At 57.7% G+C, this 14,680-nt stretch carries 19 protein-coding genes; all 19 read left to right on the top strand.

The window, feature by feature from the left end:
* The first annotated feature begins 8 nt into the window (after positions 1–8).
* Positions 9–1,472, top strand: coding sequence for a glutamate synthase subunit beta (locus tag FQ179_RS20580; protein WP_149399290.1), 1,464 nt, complete (start codon positions 9–11; stop codon positions 1,470–1,472).
* A 54-nt stretch (positions 1,473–1,526) separates the two neighbouring features.
* Positions 1,527–2,354, top strand: coding sequence for an ABC transporter ATP-binding protein (locus tag FQ179_RS20585; protein WP_149399292.1), 828 nt, complete (start codon positions 1,527–1,529; stop codon positions 2,352–2,354).
* Complete coding sequence (gene mlaE, locus FQ179_RS20590; RefSeq protein ID WP_149399294.1) at positions 2,351–3,139, top strand: lipid asymmetry maintenance ABC transporter permease subunit MlaE; 789 nt, start codon at positions 2,351–2,353, stop codon at positions 3,137–3,139. Before FQ179_RS20585 ends, mlaE begins: the two co-directional genes overlap by 4 nt.
* A gap of 17 nt (positions 3,140–3,156) precedes the next feature.
* Complete coding sequence (gene mlaD / locus FQ179_RS20595; protein ID WP_149399296.1) at positions 3,157–3,648, top strand: outer membrane lipid asymmetry maintenance protein MlaD; 492 nt, start codon at positions 3,157–3,159, stop codon at positions 3,646–3,648.
* Positions 3,649–3,789: 141 nt separating this feature from the next.
* Positions 3,790–4,629, top strand: coding sequence for a VacJ family lipoprotein (locus FQ179_RS20600; protein WP_149399298.1), 840 nt, complete (start codon positions 3,790–3,792; stop codon positions 4,627–4,629).
* Between the two features lie 49 nt (positions 4,630–4,678).
* The gene (locus FQ179_RS20605) at positions 4,679–5,299 is read left to right on the top strand and encodes a phospholipid-binding protein MlaC (RefSeq protein ID WP_149399497.1); all 621 of its coding nucleotides are present in this window, start codon (positions 4,679–4,681) and stop codon (positions 5,297–5,299) included.
* A gap of 136 nt (positions 5,300–5,435) precedes the next feature.
* Positions 5,436–6,227, top strand: a complete 792-nt coding sequence (locus tag FQ179_RS20610; protein ID WP_149399300.1) for an ABC transporter ATP-binding protein — start codon at positions 5,436–5,438, stop codon at positions 6,225–6,227.
* Positions 6,224–7,018 carry an ABC transporter permease gene (locus FQ179_RS20615; RefSeq protein ID WP_149399302.1) on the top strand — a complete coding sequence of 265 codons (795 nt, stop codon included), beginning with the start codon at positions 6,224–6,226 and terminating at the stop codon, positions 7,016–7,018. Before FQ179_RS20610 ends, FQ179_RS20615 begins: the two co-directional genes overlap by 4 nt.
* 5 nt (positions 7,019–7,023) lie before the next feature.
* On the top strand, positions 7,024–7,272 hold the full coding sequence (locus tag FQ179_RS20620) for a BolA family protein (protein ID WP_170976982.1): 249 nt from the start codon (positions 7,024–7,026) through the stop codon (positions 7,270–7,272).
* Entirely contained in the window at positions 7,265–8,530 is a 1,266-nt protein-coding gene (gene murA, locus FQ179_RS20625) for a UDP-N-acetylglucosamine 1-carboxyvinyltransferase (protein ID WP_149399304.1), read from the top strand. Before FQ179_RS20620 ends, murA begins: the two co-directional genes overlap by 8 nt.
* Positions 8,527–9,204, top strand: coding sequence for an ATP phosphoribosyltransferase (gene hisG, locus FQ179_RS20630; RefSeq protein WP_149399306.1), 678 nt, complete (start codon positions 8,527–8,529; stop codon positions 9,202–9,204). Before murA ends, hisG begins: the two co-directional genes overlap by 4 nt.
* Before the next feature lie 101 nt (positions 9,205–9,305).
* Complete coding sequence (gene hisD / locus FQ179_RS20635; protein ID WP_149399308.1) at positions 9,306–10,622, top strand: histidinol dehydrogenase; 1,317 nt, start codon at positions 9,306–9,308, stop codon at positions 10,620–10,622.
* 2 nt (positions 10,623–10,624) lie between these two features.
* Entirely contained in the window at positions 10,625–11,212 is a 588-nt protein-coding gene (hisB, locus tag FQ179_RS20640) for an imidazoleglycerol-phosphate dehydratase HisB (RefSeq protein ID WP_149399309.1), read from the top strand.
* A gap of 58 nt (positions 11,213–11,270) precedes the next feature.
* Complete coding sequence (gene hisH, locus FQ179_RS20645; protein ID WP_149399311.1) at positions 11,271–11,993, top strand: imidazole glycerol phosphate synthase subunit HisH; 723 nt, start codon at positions 11,271–11,273, stop codon at positions 11,991–11,993.
* A gap of 4 nt (positions 11,994–11,997) precedes the next feature.
* Positions 11,998–12,738 carry a 1-(5-phosphoribosyl)-5-[(5-phosphoribosylamino)methylideneamino]imidazole-4-carboxamide isomerase gene (gene hisA, locus FQ179_RS20650; protein WP_149399313.1) on the top strand — a complete coding sequence of 247 codons (741 nt, stop codon included), beginning with the start codon at positions 11,998–12,000 and terminating at the stop codon, positions 12,736–12,738.
* Positions 12,738–13,547 carry an imidazole glycerol phosphate synthase subunit HisF gene (hisF, locus tag FQ179_RS20655; RefSeq protein ID WP_149399315.1) on the top strand — a complete coding sequence of 270 codons (810 nt, stop codon included), beginning with the start codon at positions 12,738–12,740 and terminating at the stop codon, positions 13,545–13,547. The genes hisA and hisF overlap by 1 nt, the downstream gene beginning before the upstream one ends.
* Entirely contained in the window at positions 13,544–13,948 is a 405-nt protein-coding gene (gene hisI / locus FQ179_RS20660; protein ID WP_149399317.1) for a phosphoribosyl-AMP cyclohydrolase, read from the top strand. Before hisF ends, hisI begins: the two co-directional genes overlap by 4 nt.
* A complete protein-coding gene (locus FQ179_RS20665) occupies positions 13,945–14,289 on the top strand; it encodes a phosphoribosyl-ATP diphosphatase (RefSeq protein ID WP_149399319.1) in 345 nt (114 codons plus the stop codon). The genes hisI and FQ179_RS20665 overlap by 4 nt, the downstream gene beginning before the upstream one ends.
* Positions 14,290–14,305: 16 nt before the next feature.
* Positions 14,306–14,674, top strand: coding sequence for a histidine triad nucleotide-binding protein (locus FQ179_RS20670; RefSeq protein ID WP_149399321.1), 369 nt, complete (start codon positions 14,306–14,308; stop codon positions 14,672–14,674).
* Positions 14,675–14,680 lie beyond the last annotated feature (6 nt).

Raw genomic sequence — 14,680 nt, forward strand, 5'->3', positions numbered from 1 at the left:
ACAAGAACATGGGCAAAATCACCGGTTTTATGGAATTTGAACGCGTCAGCGAGAGCTATGAGGCGCCCAAAGCCCGCCTCAAGCACTGGCGCGAATTCGTCGCCCCGCTGACCGACAGCGAGGCCAAACAACAAGGGGCGCGCTGCATGGACTGCGGCATACCTTTTTGCAGCAACGGCTGCCCGGTTAACAACATCATCCCCGACTGGAATGACCTGGTTTACCGGCAAGACTGGCAGCAGGCACTGGCTGTGCTGCATTCCACCAACAATTTCCCCGAATTTACCGGCCGGGTGTGCCCCGCTCCCTGCGAAACCGCCTGTACGCTCAACATCAACAGTGATGCGGTCGGCATTAAATCAATTGAGCACGCCATCATCGACAAGGGGTGGCAGCAAGGCTGGGTGATCCCCCGGCCCCCACGCCGCAAAACGGGCAAAAAAGTCGCCGTGGTAGGTTCCGGCCCGTCTGGTCTGGCCTGCGCACAGCAACTGGCACGCGCTGGTCACGCCGTGACCGTGTTCGAGAAAAGCAACCGTGTCGGAGGCCTGTTGCGTTACGGCATTCCTGATTTCAAGCTGGAAAAATCCCACATTGACCGCAGGTTGGCGCAGATGGAAGCCGAGGGCGTCACGTTCTGCCCTTCCACGTATGTGGGCGAGGCCAAACACGCCTCTGATGGGCTCACCGTCCGCACCGCCGCCTCGCTGCATGAAGAATTCGACGCCATCGTGCTGGCGGGCGGCGCCGAAACACCCCGTGATCTACCCGTACCGGGGCGCGAGTTGTCAGGCGTGCATTTCGCCATGGATTTTCTCACCCAGCAGAACAAGGCCAGCAATGGCGACCGACTGGCCAGCCAGCTCACGGCCAAAGGCAAACATGTCATTGTGATCGGCGGTGGTGATACGGGTTCAGACTGCGTCGGCACCAGCAACCGACAGGGCGCTGCTTCCGTTACACAGTTCGAGCTCATGTCACGCCTGCCCGATGTCGAGAACAAAGCCCTTACCTGGCCCTACTGGCCCGCCAAACTGCGCACCTCGTCTTCTCACGTAGAAGGCTGCGAACGTGACTGGGCGGTCATGACCAAATCATTCGAGGGCACGAAAGGCCAGATACAGAAGCTGATTGCATGCCGTGTAGAGTGGTATTGCGACAAAGTAACCGGCCAGCTCAAGATGCGTGAGGTCGAGGGCTCGCAATTCGAGCTGCAGGCAGATCTCGTTCTTTTGGCCATGGGTTTTGTGTCACCGGTAAAGCAGGTGCTGGACGCCTTCGGCATTGACATTGATGCGCGGGGCAACGCACGGGCCAACACGGATGACTACCACTGCAGCGCCAACAAGGTGTTTGCAGCCGGAGACATTCGCCGCGGACAGTCTTTAGTCGTGTGGGCCATACGCGAAGGCAGGCAGTGCGCCCGCTCGGTAGACGAGTTCTTGATGGGTAGCAGCGTACTTCCCCGCTAGCTAATCGAGCGTGAAAGGATACAATGCACGGCTTACCCTAGGATTTCCCGGCATATGGACACCCAGCCTGTCACCGACTCTCTCGTGAAGTTTACCGGCGTCTCCCTGGGCTACGGAGACTTCACTGTTGTACAAGGCATAGATCTCGAAGTGCGCCGTGGTCAGGTAGTTGCCATGATGGGTGGCTCTGGCTCTGGCAAAACAACGCTATTGCGTGCCATCACCGCACAAATCACACCCCAACAGGGCACTATTGATGTGTTCGGGCAAAGCATTGCCAGCCTGACCGGCGAGCGCCTGCGCCAGACGCGTCAGCGCATGGGCGTGCTGTTCCAGCAAGGCGCCTTGTTCACCGACCTTAACGTTTTCGAGAACGTGGCGTTTCCTTTGCGCGAACACACCCAGGTCTCAGAAGGCCAGATCACCGAACGTGTGCTCGACAAGCTCGAGGCCGTCGGTCTGCGAACCGCTGCCCACCTTAATATCTCCGAAATCTCGGGCGGCATGGCTAGACGGGTCGCGCTGGCGCGCGCGGTGGTACTTGAACCCGAGCTGCTGCTGTATGACGAGCCCTTCGCAGGCCTTGACCCCATATCGCTGGGCGTAACCGCGCAACTCATACGCAATCTTACTGATCGCCTGCAATGCGCGTCGGTGCTTATCACTCATGATGTGGCAGAATCATTCGCCATTGCCGATCAGGTTTATATGGTGGGTCAGGGCAAGCTCATTGCCAGCGGCACGCCGCAGCAACTGTCTGGCTCGCAAGACGCTTTTGTACGCCAGTTTCTTGATGGCAAGCCCGACGGCCCCATTGCGTTCAACTACCCCACGACGCCCGCCTTCAAAAAATGGCTGGGCGAACACACAGGACGCTCATGACATCTCCTGTCAACTCCATTACCAGGCTGGGCGCCCGGGTGCGCAATGGCCTTACCGGCTTGGGTGCCTTCATGCGGCTGGGGGGCGCTATTCTGGTCCGCAGCGGTATTGTGCTGCGCCGTCCGCGCCTGCTAACACAGCAAATCCATTTTATCGGCAACCATTCGCTGCTTATTATTGCCGTATCCGGGCTATTTGTCGGCTTTGTACTTGGGCTGCAAGGCTATTACACCCTCAATCGTTATGGTTCCGAAGAAGCACTGGGCTTGCTGGTGGCGCTTTCGCTTACCCGCGAACTGGGGCCCGTCGTAACCGCCCTGTTGTTTGCCGGTCGCGCCGGCACGTCGCTCACGGCCGAGATCGGCCTTATGAAAGCCGGCGAGCAACTGGCCGCCATGGAGGTTATGGCGGTAGACCCAATACGCCGCGTGCTTGTGCCCCGATTCTGGGCTGGCGTCATCGCCTTGCCGGTACTGGCTGCGGTGTTTTCCATGGTTGGTATTTTAGGTGGCTGGGTTGTAGGGGTACAGCTTATAGGCGTAGACCCCGGCGCATTCTGGTCGCAAATGCAAAATGGCGTTGATATTTTCAATGACATACTCAACGGTGTCATCAAAAGTGTGGTGTTCGGCGTGGCCGTAACGCTCATCGCCCTGTATGCGGGCTGGACAGCCAAGCCAACCCCCGAGGGCGTTTCGCGTGCCACTACCCGTACGGTTGTCAGCGGCTCGCTGGCTGTGCTGGGGCTAGACTTTATCCTGACCGCGCTGATGTTCAGCAATTAACGAATAACGGATCAACCATGAAGCGTGAAAAAACCGATTTTCTCGTAGGGCTGTTTGTGTTGCTAGGCATTATTGCCCTGGCATTTATGGCCTTGCAGGCTGGCAACATGAGCTCGTTCTCGTTTACCAGGTCTACGTATGCCGTACACGGGTATTTTGACAACCTTGGCGGCCTCAAGGTACGTGCACCCGTCAAGATCAGCGGCGTGGTGGTGGGCCGGGTCTCTGACATTGCTTTTGACAACAAACGTTTTCAGGCCAAGGTTACCCTCGACCTTGAAGAACCTTATCATTTCCCCAGCGACAGCTCCGCCTCCATACTTACTTCGGGGCTGCTCGGCGAGCAATATATCGGGCTAACCCCGGGCGGAGAAGATAAAATGCTGAAACAAGGCAGTGAAATCCCCTATACGCAAAGTGCGGTGGTACTTGAAGAGCTCATCAGTAAGTTTTTGTACAGCTCGGCAGGTAGCGAAGGCTCCGCCAAAAACGAGGCAGGCAACAAGTAAAATCAACGCCTTTCTCTATGGCAGATGTGTTCCTGAAACAGACACGGTTGCGCATGGCGACGGGTAATCGCTGACGCTGCAAAGCGAAGCAGCCTATACAATCAACCGATCGACACCCAACAACACTACGCCATTAATAAAATGAAAACATCCCACAACCAGACCTCGGCATACGGACGACGCGCTCTGCGGCTAACCTGCCTGCTTGGCGCGACCGCGCTGGCGACCGGCTGTGCAACCGTCAGCAACCCCAACCCCGACGACCCTTGGGAGAGCTACAACCGTGGCATGTTCAAGGTTAACGATACTGTCGACCGTGCCCTGCTCAAGCCCATAGCCATAGGCTATGACCAGCTTATGCCCAATCCGGCCCAAAACTGCGTCCGTAATGTGTTCAACAATCTGGGCGATGTGTGGTCAGCTGCCAACAGCTTTCTGCAAGCACGTGGCCACGACTTCTTCAACACCCTGGGCCGTGTTCTTTTCAACACGACCATGGGCTTGGGCGGTTGTATCGACGTCGCCTCCATGAACGGCGCCAAACGCATTCCCAATGACCTGGGCGTGACACTGGGTGTGTGGGGGCTCAATGCAGGCCCTTATGTCGTATTGCCCTTCCTGGGGCCCAGCACCGTGCGTGACGGCACGGGTACGGCAGTGTCTTTTGTTACTGACATATCCAACACCACCGCCATTCTGGCCATTGACAACATACCCGTGCGCAATGCCATTCTTGGTTTGCAGGTTGTTGATGCTCGCGCCAACCTGCTTGACGCCGACCAACTGGTCAACGAAATTGCACTCGACCGCTACAGCTTTATTCGCGACGCTTACCTGCAGCGACGCAAGGCCATGGTCAACAGCCGGCGCAACGGCATCTCTGCACCTGACTATTCAGATGACAAGCTGCCTGATTACTCAGACGACGACCTGCCCGATTATTCCGACCCTGCCGACCAGCCTGCCAAACCGGCAAATTAACGGAGAACACATGTCAGCATTTTTTTCATCGCTCAACACCTACCCTCTTATGCGCCGCCTGGCGGCTGTCAGCGTATTTGCCGTGGCCGGGCTGTTCGCCGGGCAAGCCGGGGCCAGCGTAGCCGTCAACCCAAAAGCGGCTCCTAATGAATTCGTGCAGGCCGCGGCTGACAACGCGCTGGCCGCCATCAAGAACGACGAAAAGGCCAAGACAGGCGATACCAAGCGCATCAACCAGCTGGTTGATGAGTACATTTTGCCTTACGTCGACTTTCAGAAAACCACGCGTCTGGCCGCAGGCCGATACTGGCGGCAGGCTACGCCCGACCAGCAAACTGGCCTGGTCGACGCGTTCAAAAACACACTGATCCGCACATACAGCGGCGCACTCAAGCGCGTTGATGACGTGTCCGCCATCAAAATGGAGCCTTTCAGAGGCGATCCCAACGCAGACGACGTTGTTGTGCGCTCCACCCTTTCGCAGCGCAACGGCCCCGCAGTGGCCATTGACTACCGGCTCGAACAAACACCTCAAGGCTGGAAAATCTACGACCTTAATGTAGAAAACATCTGGCTTATTCAAAACTACCGCAATCAGTTTGCGCAGCAAATTTCACAAAACGGCGTCGACGGCCTGATCGACGCGCTTAACCGCAGCAACAGCCAGTAAGCAGCCCGGCCCCCGATACGGTGGCCGGCACAATGCCAAGACCCATCGCCGTTTGGGCGTACCGGGTCACAGGCATGTGCAACGACTATAATGCAAGGCTTGGCTCATCGTGGGCCGAGCTTTTTTTTGTGTGCCAATGTCAGCCCTCAGTCTAGAACACATCAGCAAAACCTATGCCCCCATGCCCCGTACCCTCAAACACTGGGTAACGGGTGCGCCGCGCAGCGCGGGCTTCCAGGCATTGCGAGACGTCAGCTTTACCGTTGAACATGGTGAATTTTTCGGCCTGCTCGGGCCAAACGGTGCGGGCAAAACCACACTTATATCCATTTTGGCGGGCCTGGCGCGAGCCACAGAGGGCCATGCGCGCGTATGCGGCTATGACGTTATCGATGACTTTCGCGGATCACGCCGGTCGCTGGGCGTCGTACCCCAAGAAATAGTTTACGACCCGTTTTTCACGGTACGCGAAACCCTGCGCATTCAGTCAGGCTATTTTGGCCTGCGCCACAATGACGACTGGATCGACGAAATTCTGTTCAACCTGGGGCTTTCCGACAAGGCCGATACCAATATGCGGGCACTATCGGGCGGCATGAAGCGACGCGTGCTGGTCGCCCAGGCACTGGTGCACCGCCCGCCCGTCATTATTCTCGACGAGCCCACGGCGGGGGTCGACGTCGACCTGCGCCGTACCTTGTGGGAATTTATCTCCAGGCTGAACAAAGAAGGGCATACCATTTTACTCACAACGCATTACCTCGAAGAGGCCGAGGCCCTGTGCAAGCGTATTGCCATGCTCAAAGGGGGCCGCGTTGTGGCGCTTGACACCACCCAGGCGTTAATGGCTCGCGTCGGCGGAACCGACCTTGAAGATGCATTCGTGCGCATCATGCACGACGATGACTACCTGGGAGTAACGGCATGAGCTCCAATTCGCGGCTAAAACCACAAGAGGGCCTGGGCTCAGGCTTTCCAACCTTGCTTCACAAAGAACTGTCGCGCTTCTGGAAGGTGGGCTTTCAAACCGTTGCAGCACCAGTGGTTACCGCGCTGCTGTACCTGCTGGTATTTGCTCACGTACTTGAAGGGCGCGTACAGGTGTATGGCTCTGTACCCTATACCTCGTTTCTCATTCCTGGCCTGATGATGATGAGCATGCTGCAAAACTCGTTTGCCAACCCCTCGTCGTCACTGATACAAAGCCGCATCACCGGCAACCTGGTGTTTGTGTTGCTGCCACCCCTGTCACACCGCGAAATATTCAGTGCTTATATTATCGCCGCCGTAACGCGTGGCCTGTGCGTAGGCGCCTGTATCTGGCTGGTTGCCCTGTTTTTTGTGCCGCTGCCCGCCGCCAACTTCCTGTGGGTGCTGGTCTTTGCCATACTATCGTGCGGCATCATGGCTGTGCTGGGCCTGGTTGCTGGCCTGTGGTCCGAAAAATTCGACCAGTTAGCCGCCTTCCAAAACTTTCTTATTATGCCCGCCACCTTTTTGTCGGGTGTGTTTTACTCCATACACAGTCTGCCGCCCTTCTGGCAGGCCGTTTCACGATTTAACCCCGTCTTTTACACAATTGACGGAATGCGTTACGGCTTTTTCGCCGTATCTGACGTTTCGCCATGGCATAGCCTGGCGGTCGTGGCAGCGGTTTTCGTTGCCCTCTGTATCTTTGCCCTGCGCCTGCTGGCCAGGGGCTATAAACTCAGGAATTGATTGTCATGTTGCCTACCCCCGACCAAGTCCGTGAATACATCGCTGCCAACCTGGCATGCGAACATCTCGAGGTTTACGGTGATGGTTCACACTTTGACGCCGTCATCGTCAGCCCCGCGTTTGAAGGCAAACGACTGATCGCGCGTCATCAGATTGTGTATGCCGCACTGGGTGACCGCATGAAAGCTGAAATTCATGCCCTGTCGATGCGCACACTGACTCCTGAAGAATATAAAGCGAACCCGAATGGATAAACTGCTAATCACTGGCGGCAACCGTCTGAGCGGCGAAATCTCCGTCTCAGGTGCCAAAAACGCCGCACTGCCCATTTTATGTGCCAGCCTGCTAACAGCCGATACCATTGCACTGCGCAATGTGCCGCATCTTAACGACATCGGTACTACGTTACGCTTGCTGGGGCAGATGGGGGTTAGTTCTGAACACCATGCCGACAACGCCATGGAGCTATGCGCGGCCCATGTAGAAAAGCTTGAGGCCCCCTACGAGCTGGTCAAGACCATGCGCGCGTCAATTCTGGTGCTCGGGCCTCTGCTCGCACGCTTCGGCGAGGCGCGCGTCAGCCTGCCCGGTGGCTGCGCCATCGGCCAGCGCCCGGTTGACCAGCACATCAAGGGGCTGGAGGCCATGGGCGCCGACATCCGCATTGAGCATGGCTATGTAGTGGCCAAGGCCACACGCCTGCAAGGCGCTTCCATCCGTACCGATATGGTTACCGTGACCGGCACCGAAAACCTGATGATGGCCGCCACGCTGGCAAAAGGGCGCACCACGCTCGAAAACGCCGCACGCGAGCCTGAAATCGTTGATCTTGCCGAGTTGCTCAATAAAATGGGCGCACGCATCAAGGGGCACGGCACAGACCAGATCATTATCGACGGCGTCGACAGCCTGCATGGTGCCGAACACAGCGTTGTGCCTGACCGCATCGAGGCCGGTACCTTTCTGTGCGCCGTTGGTGCCGCAGGCGGTGAGATCATGCTGCGCAATGCTGCCCCCCTGACCATGGGAGCCACGCTCGACAAACTGATCGAAGCGGGCATGACCATAGAACATGGCGATGACTGGATCCGCGGCATGATGAACAAACGGCCACGCGCAACCGGTTTTCGCACCAGCGAATATCCGGGCTTTCCTACCGATATGCAAGCTCAGCTGATGGCGCTCAACACCATCGCCGATGGCACAGCCATTATTGTCGAAAACATCTTTGAAAACCGCTACATGCACGTGCAAGAGTTAAGCCGCATGGGTGCTCAGATCGACATCGACGGCCATACTGCCGTCGTACTCGGTGTAGGGCAACTGTCGGGCACCACGGTCATGGCCACTGACCTGCGCGCTTCCGCCAGCCTGGTCATTGCCGGCCTGGCAGCCTGCGGCGACACCATCATTGAGCGCATTTACCATCTTGATCGTGGCTACGAGCGCATGGAAGAAAAGCTGCGCTCCGTGGGTGCCAATATTCAACGTCTCAAACGAGAAGCCGCATGAGCCCTGCAAGCCTCGACAAACCACTTACCCTTGCGCTGTCCAAAGGGCGTATTTTCGACGAAACCATGCCCTTGCTGGCTGCTGCCGGAATCCAGGTTACCGAAAACCCCGAAACATCACGCAAGCTCATTATCCCCACCAGCAGTGACAACCTGCAGCTTATTATTGTGCGGGCCTCTGACGTGCCCACCTATGTTCAGTACGGTGCCGCCGACTTCGGTATCGCCGGCAAAGACGTACTGCACGAGCATGTGGCCGAGCACCCTGGTGGTCTGTATCAGCCTGTTGACCTCAATATTGCACGATGCCGCCTGTGCGTCGCGGTACGCCGCGGCTTTGACTACGAAGCGGCTGTCCACAAGGGCGCACGGCTACGCGTGGCCACCAAGTATGTACAGGCCGCACGCGAGCATTTTGCAGCCAAAGGCGTCTATGTCGACCTGATCAAGCTTTATGGCTCGATGGAACTTGCGCCATTGGTAGGCCTGGCAGATGCCATTGTTGATCTGGTATCGACAGGCGGCACGCTCAAGGCCAATAATCTGGTTGCCGTGGAAGAAGTTGCGCAAATCTCATCGCGGCTTATCGTCAACCAGGCTTCGCTAAAAACACGCTCTGCCGAGTTACAACCCCTTATGGATGCATTTTCACGTGCTTCGGCCAGCCTCGCCTGAACAAACTGCCCCGGGCAACCCATCTGTGATGGCCACTGCCACCGTGTCGACACACTTAGGTATACACTCAGGCTTATAGATAAAATTTACCGGTTCGCAACATGTCATTGATTAAACGCCTCAATTCGCAGTCAGGCGACTTCGACGCCTGTCTACGCACGTTGTTGGCCTTCGACGCATCGCAAGATGAATCGATCGAGCAGGCAACAGCCGCCATACTCAAAGACGTCGCTCAACGAGGCGACGATGCCGTGCTGGAGTACACCGCACGCTTTGACCGCGTTAGCGCCGACTCTGTCGCCGCGCTAGAGATCCCGCGCCATGAGTGGCAGGCCGCACTGGCGGCCTTGCCCGCCGCACAGCGCAGCGCCCTTGAGAGCGCCGCACAGCGTGTGCGCAGCTACCATGAACGCCAGCGCGCAGAAACCTGGACATACACCGACGAAGACGGCACCCTGCTGGGGCAAAAAATTACGCCACTAGACCGCGTGGGCCTGTATGTGCCGGGCGGCAAAGCCGCTTACCCCTCTTCAGTGCTCATGAACGCCATACCGGCCAAAGTCGCGGGCGTGCAAGAGGTAATTATGGTCACGCCTACCCCCGATGGGGTTCATAACCCCATTGTGCTGGCCGCAGCGGCCCTGGGTGGCGTCGATCGCGTGTGGGGCATTGGTGGCGCCCAGGCCGTGGCGGCACTGGCCTATGGCACGTCAACCATTAAGCCCGTTGACAAAATCGTAGGGCCGGGCAACGCCTATGTGGCCGCAGCCAAGCGCCGGGTATTTGGCGTTGTGGGCATTGACATGATCGCCGGGCCCAGCGAGATCCTCATCATTGCCGATGGCACCACGCCGCCCGACTGGGTTGCCATGGACCTGTTCTCGCAGGCCGAGCATGACGAACTGGCGCAGGCTATTTTGCTGTGCCCCGACGCCGCCTACCTGGATCAGGTCGAGGCTGCCATGGAGCGCCTGCTACCCACCATGCCGCGCGCCAAAATCATACGCACCAGCCTGGGTGACCGGGGTGCCTTGATCCATACGCAGAGTATGGAAGAAGCCTGCGAAATCGCCAATCACATTGCGCCCGAGCATCTGGAGATTTCAACCGAAAACCCCATGCAATGGGTAGATCTCATACGCCATGCCGGCGCCATTTTTCTGGGACGCTACAGTTCCGAATCACTGGGCGACTACTGCGCCGGCCCCAACCACGTGCTGCCCACATCGCGCACAGCCCGTTTTTCTTCGCCACTGGGCGTTTATGATTTTCAGAAACGATCCAGTCTCATCCAGGTATCGCAACACGGCGCACAGCTACTGGGCCCGATTGCATCCACGCTTGCCCATGGCGAAGGGCTTTACGCCCACGCTGCCAGCGCCGAATACCGCCTGACAACCTCTGATTCCGAACACTGAACATGCGTACAGCTGACATTACCCGCAACACCAACGAGACGCGCGTACGCGCGGCCATCAATTTAGATGGCACTGGCCGCCAAACCATTAACACGGGTGTGCCCTTTCTCGACCACATGCTTGACCAGATCGCCCGGCATGGCCTGATCGACCTCGACATTCATTGTGATGGCGACACCCATATTGACGACCACCATACTGTTGAAGACGTCGGTATTACGCTGGGCCAGGCCTTTGCCGCCGCCGTCGGCGACAAAGCCGGCATGCGTCGCTATGGCCATTCGTATGTTCCGCTAGACGAAGCACTATCGCGCGTTGTCATCGATTTCTCGGGCCGGCCCGGGCTGTTTTACTTTGTACCCTACACCCGTTCACACATCGGCCGTTTTGATGTCGACCTGGCACGTGAGTTTTTTCAAGGCTTTTCCAACCACGCCCTGGTCACCATGCACATCGACAACCTTCGCGGTGAGAACGCACACCATCAATGCGAAACTGTCTTCAAGGCCTTTGGTCGTGCCCTGCGCATGGCGACAGAGCTTGATCCTCGCAGTGTGGGTGTTATTCCATCGACCAAAGGTGTGCTTTAAAGCATTTGCACTAAAAAGCCCACAGCCATTCCTTTTAACCTCCTGACGGCTGACTACCGTGAATACAATCGCCATTGTTGATTACGGCATGGGCAACTTCCATTCGGTGGCGCGCGCCTTGAGGGCAGCTGCGCCGCATGCTGATGTACGCATCTGCCGTGACGCCGCCGCCATCGATCAAGCCAGCCGGGTGGTGTTTCCCGGCCAGGGTGCCATGCCTGACTGCATGCGCACCCTTGATGCCTCGGGCCTGCGTGAGGCTGTGCTGCGGGCAGCCCGCAGCAAGCCATTGCTGGGCGTATGCGTGGGCGAGCAAATGCTGTTTGAACACAGCGAAGAGGGCAATGTGCCCTGCCTGGGGCTGCTTCCCGGAACGGTAAAGCGCTTTACGGGCCCGCAGTATGCCACCCTCAGCAGCGAACCGGCTGGTGCAACAGCAAACGCCCAGGCCGCCGCTCAAAACCACGCAACAGACAGCCCAGCCCCTTATTCGCATGCGCAAGAGTTGCTCAAAGTGCCCCATATGGGCTGGAACCGCGTAAAGCAGACGCGGCAGCACCCGCTATGGACGGGCATTCCCGACCTGACGCATTTTTATTTTGTGCACAGCTACTATGCAGAACCGACAGATTCTTCGCTTGCCGTTGGGGTAAGCCACTACGGTCTGGACTTTACCTGCGCTGTCGCAAAGGCTAACATTTTCGCGGTACAGTTCCATCCCGAGAAAAGTGCGGGCACCGGCCTGCAGCTGTACCGGAATTTCGTAGACTGGAATCCATAACATCATGCTACTCATACCCGCCATCGACCTTCAAGACGGGCACTGCGTGCGCCTGCGCCAGGGTGACCTGAACAACGCCACCGTATTCTCTGAAGACCCTGCCGCCATGGCCTTGCAATGGCTCGATCAGGGTGCCCGTCGTCTGCATCTGGTCGATTTAAACGGCGCCGTCGCCGGCAAACCCAAAAATGGCGCTGCCATCAAGGCTATTGTCAAAGCGGTTGCTGATGACATCCCGGTACAGATTGGCGGCGGAATTCGCGATCTGACCACTATCGAGCACTATCTTGATGCCGGCCTGTCTTACGTCATTATCGGCACCGCTGCCATCAAAGACCCGGGGTTTCTGCGCGATGCATGCAGCGCCTTTCCGGGCAACATCATCGTGGGTCTTGATGCACGCGACGGCAAAATCGCCACCGACGGCTGGAGCAAACTCACCCGCCACGACGTGTTCGATATTGCGCGCAAGTTCGAAGACTACGGCTGCGAAGCCATCGTGTACACCGACATCGGCCGAGATGGCATGCTGTCGGGGGTAAACATCGAGGCCACGGTAAACCTGGCCCGCCATGTCAGCATCCCCATTATCGCCTCGGGCGGCGTCACCGACCTTGAAGACATCAAGGCGTTGTGCGCCGTCGAAGACGAAGGCATAGAAGGCGCCATATTGGGGCGTAGTCTGTACGAAGGCACGCTTGATTTCACCCAGGCGCAAGACCTGGCTGACGAGATGGGATCCTGATGACTTCAAGCTCTGTTGCTAACGAAGACATGGCGCTGACGCGCCGCATCATACCGTGCCTTGACGTCACCGCCGGGCGGGTAGTCAAAGGCATTAATTTCGTCAACCTGGTCGATGCCGGCGATCCTGTCGAAATAGCCCGGCGCTATAACGAGCAAGGTGCCGATGAGCTCACCTTTCTCGACATTACCGCCACCAGCGACGAGCGCGACCTGATTCTGCCCATTATTGAGGCCGTGGCCAGCGAAATATTCATCCCCCTTACCGTTGGGGGTGGGGTGCGCAAGGTTGCCGATATACAGCGTCTGCTCAATGCCGGCGCCGATAAGGTGTCAATCAACAGCGCCGCAGTTGCCACCCCTGAACTCGTGCGGGACGCCGCCAATTACCATGGGTCTCAATGCATAGTCGTTGCCATTGATGCGCGGCGCGTCAGCGCGCCCGGCGAGCCTCCCCGCTGGGAGGTCTTCACCCACGGTGGCCGCAAGGGCACGGGGCTGGACGCCATCGAGTGGGCCCGCAAAATGGCCAGCTATGGCGCTGGCGAACTACTGGTCACCAGCATGGATCGTGACGGTACCAAATCGGGCTTTGATCTTGATCTGACCCGTGCCATTTCTGACGCAACACCTGTGCCAGTTATTGCATCGGGCGGCGTCGGAACCTTGCAGCACCTGGCTGACGGCGTAACCAAAGGTCGTGCCAGCGCGGTGCTTGCGGCCAGTATTTTCCACTACGGGGAATATACTGTCAGAGAGGCCAAAGAATTTATGGCAGCCCAAGGAATCAAGGTACGACTACTCGCATGAAGACATCACCCAGCTGGCTGGAAGCCGTTCTGTTTGACGAAAAGGGGCTAATTCCAGCCATTGCCCAAGATGCCCATACAGGCACCATTTTGATGGTGGCCTGGATGAACGCCGACGCCCTGCAAGAAACCGTCGCCACCGGGCGCGCGGTCTACTGGTCACGCTCACGCAACCGGCTGTGGCGCAAGGGCGAAGAGTCAGGCCATGTACAGCAGGTACATGAAACCCGTCTCGATTGCGACGGCGATGTTATTCTGCTCAAGGTTACACAACAAGGCGGCATCGCATGCCATACTGGGCGTGAAAGCTGCTTTTTCCGCCGACTTGACGATACCTCTGGTGAGACGGCATGGTCTGCGGTAGACCCGGTACTAAAAGACCCTGATCTCATATACAAATGAACGTAAGCGATACCTCCACCATACTGGCACGACTGGCCGACACGCTTGAATCGCGGCTCCCCGCAAACGGAGGCGATCCGTCGTCGTCGTATACGGCCAAGCTGCTGGCGCGCGGCCCAGACGCCTTTTTAAAGAAAATCGGCGAAGAAGCCACTGAGCTGGTCATGGCGGCCAAAGACAATACGCCGGACCGCATCATCAGCGAAACCGCCGATTTATGGTTTCACAGCCTGGTCGTACTTACGCATTACGGCCTGCGCCCCGAGCAAGTGCTCGAAGAGCTGGCACGGCGTGAGGGCGTATCTGGCCTGGCTGAAAAAGCCAGCCGTGAACCCCACTGATACACATGAGTCAACTATGAGCGACAATTGCCTTTTCTGTAAGATCGCCCGTGGCGAGATCCCGGCCAAAAAAGTTTACGAAGACGACGAATTCATCGCCTTCCACGATATAAACCCGGCGGCACCTCTGCATCTGCTGGTCGTGCCCAAGCACCACATTACTTCGCTGCTCGACGTTCAGCCTGAAGATGAGCAATGGTTGGGTAGAATGATGACCCTGGCGCCGAAGCTGGCCCAGGAAAACGGCTGTACCCCTGGTTATGAGGGCGGCTTTCGCACAGTCGTCAATACTGGAAAAGAAGGTGGGCAAGAGATCGCCCATCTACACTTACATATACTCGGGGGCCCCCGCCCCTGGAACAAACGCGCGGCACCCGCCGCTTAATCGGAG

This window comes from Pusillimonas sp. ANT_WB101, assembly GCF_008369125.1.
Taxonomy (GTDB): domain Bacteria; phylum Pseudomonadota; class Gammaproteobacteria; order Burkholderiales; family Burkholderiaceae_B; genus Allopusillimonas.

What these genes read in the sequence shown, in the direction of transcription:
- FQ179_RS20580 (WP_149399290.1), top strand. Translation starts at nt 9, where the DNA reads ATGGGCAAAATCACCGGTTTTATGGAATTTGAACGCGTCAGCGAGAGC.
- FQ179_RS20585 (WP_149399292.1), top strand. Translation starts at nt 1,527, where the DNA reads ATGGACACCCAGCCTGTCACCGACTCTCTCGTGAAGTTTACCGGCGTC.
- mlaE (WP_149399294.1), top strand. Translation starts at nt 2,351, where the DNA reads ATGACATCTCCTGTCAACTCCATTACCAGGCTGGGCGCCCGGGTGCGC.
- mlaD (WP_149399296.1), top strand. Translation starts at nt 3,157, where the DNA reads ATGAAGCGTGAAAAAACCGATTTTCTCGTAGGGCTGTTTGTGTTGCTA.
- FQ179_RS20600 (WP_149399298.1), top strand. Translation starts at nt 3,790, where the DNA reads ATGAAAACATCCCACAACCAGACCTCGGCATACGGACGACGCGCTCTG.
- FQ179_RS20605 (WP_149399497.1), top strand. Translation starts at nt 4,679, where the DNA reads ATGCGCCGCCTGGCGGCTGTCAGCGTATTTGCCGTGGCCGGGCTGTTC.
- FQ179_RS20610 (WP_149399300.1), top strand. Translation starts at nt 5,436, where the DNA reads ATGTCAGCCCTCAGTCTAGAACACATCAGCAAAACCTATGCCCCCATG.
- FQ179_RS20615 (WP_149399302.1), top strand. Translation starts at nt 6,224, where the DNA reads ATGAGCTCCAATTCGCGGCTAAAACCACAAGAGGGCCTGGGCTCAGGC.
- FQ179_RS20620 (WP_170976982.1), top strand. Translation starts at nt 7,024, where the DNA reads ATGTTGCCTACCCCCGACCAAGTCCGTGAATACATCGCTGCCAACCTG.
- murA (WP_149399304.1), top strand. Translation starts at nt 7,265, where the DNA reads ATGGATAAACTGCTAATCACTGGCGGCAACCGTCTGAGCGGCGAAATC.
- hisG (WP_149399306.1), top strand. Translation starts at nt 8,527, where the DNA reads ATGAGCCCTGCAAGCCTCGACAAACCACTTACCCTTGCGCTGTCCAAA.
- hisD (WP_149399308.1), top strand. Translation starts at nt 9,306, where the DNA reads ATGTCATTGATTAAACGCCTCAATTCGCAGTCAGGCGACTTCGACGCC.
- hisB (WP_149399309.1), top strand. Translation starts at nt 10,625, where the DNA reads ATGCGTACAGCTGACATTACCCGCAACACCAACGAGACGCGCGTACGC.
- hisA (WP_149399313.1), top strand. Translation starts at nt 11,998, where the DNA reads ATGCTACTCATACCCGCCATCGACCTTCAAGACGGGCACTGCGTGCGC.
- hisF (WP_149399315.1), top strand. Translation starts at nt 12,738, where the DNA reads ATGACTTCAAGCTCTGTTGCTAACGAAGACATGGCGCTGACGCGCCGC.
- hisI (WP_149399317.1), top strand. Translation starts at nt 13,544, where the DNA reads ATGAAGACATCACCCAGCTGGCTGGAAGCCGTTCTGTTTGACGAAAAG.
- FQ179_RS20665 (WP_149399319.1), top strand. Translation starts at nt 13,945, where the DNA reads ATGAACGTAAGCGATACCTCCACCATACTGGCACGACTGGCCGACACG.
- FQ179_RS20670 (WP_149399321.1), top strand. Translation starts at nt 14,306, where the DNA reads ATGAGCGACAATTGCCTTTTCTGTAAGATCGCCCGTGGCGAGATCCCG.